This window comes from Cellulomonas triticagri, from assembly GCF_003696205.1.
Taxonomy (GTDB): domain Bacteria; phylum Actinomycetota; class Actinomycetes; order Actinomycetales; family Cellulomonadaceae; genus Cellulomonas; species Cellulomonas triticagri.
This window is the reverse complement of sequence record NZ_RFFI01000218.1, coordinates 1-2,984: the sequence shown is the minus strand read 5'-3', so window position 1 is coordinate 2,984 and position 2,984 is coordinate 1. Positions and strand designations below refer to the sequence as shown.

Sequence of the window (2,984 nt, the reverse complement as noted above, 5' to 3'; positions counted from 1 at the left end):
CTCGCCCCCGGCGACGCCGTGGGCGAGTTCCCCGAGGGCTACCTCGACGCCCGCGTCGCCGACGCGCTGGACCGGGCCCGTGCGGCGCTCGCCGCCGTGCCCGCCGCCGTGCCCCCTCAGTCCGCCGGGGTGCTCGCGTGAGCGCCGCGACCCTGCTCCCGACCCCGCGCGGCGGGGTCGTCGACGCCGTCGAGGCCGCTCCCGTCGGCGACGTGGCCTCCGCCCTGCCCGCCTCGGCGGCGTGGACGGCCGCGCTCACCGCGGCCCGCCCCGAGCGCGTCGGCTCGGTCCGCGGCGTCGTCGGCCTGACCGTCGAGGTCGCCGGGACCGGTGCCGCCGTCGGCGAGCTCATCGGCATCGAGGGCGCCGACGGCGAGATCCCCGCCGAGGTCGTCGCCACCGGGCGCGGCAGCGCCCAGGCGATGCCGCTCGGCCCCACCCACGGTCTGCGCGCGGGCATGCGGGTCCGCCCGCGCGGCACCGCGCTCACCGCCCCCGTCGGCCCCGGCCTGCTCGGCCGCGTGCTCGACGGCCTCGGCCGCCCGATCGACGGCAAGGGCCCGCTGGTCGGGACCCTGCCCGTCGAGGTGTCCGGCCACGCCCCGCACCCGCTGGCGCGCGCCCGCGTCGCCCAGCCGCTCGACCTCGGCGTGCGGGTGCTCGACACGCTCGTCACCGCCGGTCGCGGCCAGCGCCTCGGCCTGTTCGCCGGGTCCGGCGTCGGCAAGTCCTCGCTGCTGTCGATGATCGCGCGCGGCACCGACGCGCAGGTCTCCGTGATCGCCCTGGTCGGCGAGCGCGGCCGCGAGGTCCGCGAGTTCCTCGAGGACGACCTCGGCCCCGAGGGCCTGGCCCGCTCCGTCGTGGTCGTCGCGACCTCCGACGAGCCGCCGCTGGTGCGCCTGCGCTCCGCGTTCGTCGCCACCCGCATCGCCGAGTGGTTCCGCGACCGCGGCGACGACGTCGTGCTGATGATGGACTCGCTCACCCGCGTGGCCATGGCGCAGCGCGAGATCGGGCTGTCCGTCGGCGAGCCGCCCGCCACGCGCGGCTACCCGCCGAGCACCTTCGCGCTGCTGGCCCAGCTGCTGGAGCGCGCGGGCACCGGTGCGACCGGCTCGGTCACCGGCCTCTACACGGTGCTGGTGGACGGCGACGACCACAACGAGCCCATCGCCGACGCCGCGCGGTCCATCCTCGACGGCCACGTCGTGCTGGAGCGGTCCCTCGCGGTCGCCGGGCACTTCCCGTCCGTGGACGCGCTCGCCTCCATCTCCCGCGTCGCCTCCCGCGTCACCGCGCCGGAGCGCAAGGAGCACGCCACCCGACTGCGCCGCGTCATGGCGGCCCGCCGCCAGGCGCAGGACCTGCTCGACGTCGGCGCGTACGTCGCCGGGTCGAACCCGCTCGTGGACGCCGCCGTCGCGCACGGCGCCGCCATCGACGCGTTCCTGCGGCAGGGCATGGACGAGCGCGCCCCGTCCGCCGACTCCTGGGCGCGCCTCGCCGCGCTCACCGCCGCGATGGGGGACCTGCCGTGAGCCGCGCCTTCCGCCTGGCCGGGCTGCTGCGCCTGCGCTCCCTCGCCGAGGAGCAGGCCGCCGCCCAGCTCGCCGACCGCACCCGCACCCGGGACGCCGCCGCCGCGCGCAGCCGCGCCACCGAGCAGGCGCTCAGCGGCGCCGCGTTCCCCACCACCATGGACGCCACCGCGATGCGCGCGGTCGTCGCCAGCCGCATGGCCCTGTCCTCGCTGCTGGTCGACCACCGCGCCCGCGTCGAGGTCGCCCAGGACGCCGTGACCACCGCCGAGGGGGAGTGGGCCGACGCCCGCACCCGCACCCGGACGCTCGAGAAGCTGCAGGACAAGCACGAGACGGCCGTCCGCGCCGAGGAGCAGCGGGCCGAGCAGGTCGTGCTGGACGAGATCGCCGGGCGGCTCGGCGGGCGCACGCCCGTGACCGTCGGCGCCGGCGAGCCGGAGGACGTCCGATGACCGACGCCATCGCCGCCGTGCAGGCCCGGATCGCGCAGATCCGCTCCTACACCGCGCCCGTGACCACCGTCGCGCCCGCGAGCGCCGCGACGACGTCCGCCTCGGCGACGTCCTCGTCCGCGTTCGCGTCCGCCCTCGCCGAGCTCACCGGGGCCACGGCGGCGGGCACCGCGACCACCGGCGTCCCCGCCGGGGCGCTGTCCACGACCGTGACCGGCCAGGACCTCGTGGAGTCCGCGAAGAAGTACCTCGGCACGCCCTACGTGTGGGGTGGGGAGTCCCTCGCCGAGGGCGGCCTGGACTGCTCCGGGCTGGTGCTGCGCTCGCTCGCCGACCTCGGCATCACCTCCGGGGTGCCGCGCGTCGCCCGCGACCAGGCCACGATCGGCGAAGAGGTCCCCTCGCTGGACCAGGCGCTGCCCGGGGACCTCGTCGTGCTCAGCGGCGGCAAGCACATCGGCATCTACGTCGGCGACGGGAAGATGATCGACGCGCCCAAGCCCGGGCAGAGCGTGACCATCCGCGACGTCTACGCCGAGCCGACGACCATCCGCCGGGTGCTGCCGCAGGCCGTCGCGCCCGGCACCGGCGCCACCGCGCTCGCCTCCTCGGCCGCCGGGCAGCAGGCGCTCGCGCTGCTGAGCGGCACCTTCTCGACGTCGTCGCTGTCGTCGCTCGCCGGGCTGGCCTCCGGGTCGGGCCTGGCGTCCGGCACCTCCGCCTCCACCCTGTCCACCCTGTCGTCCCTCTGGGGGGCTGTCTCGTGACCATCTCCACGCTCACCGCCGTCGCCGCGCGGTCCGCCGCGCCCGCGGCCGGCTCGTCCCGCACCGGGTCCTCCGGCTTCGACGCCGTCCTGCAGAGCGAGCTCGCCGCCCCGGCTCGTGCCGAGCGTCCCGAGCGGCGCGGCCCCGAGCAGCCGGACCGCGGCGCCCGGCCGGCCGACCACGCTTCGCGCCCGGACCGCACCGACCGTCCCGACCGCACG

The 2,984-nt window shown here is 77.9% G+C and carries 3 protein-coding genes and 1 pseudogene; all 4 read left to right on the top strand.

Annotated elements, in window-relative coordinates:
* The first annotated feature begins 212 nt into the window (after positions 1-212).
* Positions 213-1,541 (top strand): FliI/YscN family ATPase, encoded by a 1,329-nt coding sequence (locus tag EBM89_RS20220; RefSeq protein WP_122151366.1) that lies wholly within the window; start codon positions 213-215, stop codon positions 1,539-1,541.
* Positions 1,538-1,996 carry a flagellar export protein FliJ gene (locus tag EBM89_RS20215; RefSeq protein ID WP_122151365.1) on the top strand — a complete coding sequence of 153 codons (459 nt, stop codon included), beginning with the start codon at positions 1,538-1,540 and terminating at the stop codon, positions 1,994-1,996. The genes EBM89_RS20220 and EBM89_RS20215 overlap by 4 nt, the downstream gene beginning before the upstream one ends.
* Positions 1,993-2,763 carry a C40 family peptidase gene (locus EBM89_RS20210; RefSeq protein ID WP_122151364.1) on the top strand — a complete coding sequence of 257 codons (771 nt, stop codon included), beginning with the start codon at positions 1,993-1,995 and terminating at the stop codon, positions 2,761-2,763. Before EBM89_RS20215 ends, EBM89_RS20210 begins: the two co-directional genes overlap by 4 nt.
* Positions 2,760-2,984: pseudogene (locus EBM89_RS20205) on the top strand (hypothetical protein); the annotation flags it as partial. The gene EBM89_RS20210 and the pseudogene EBM89_RS20205, both read left to right, overlap by 4 nt.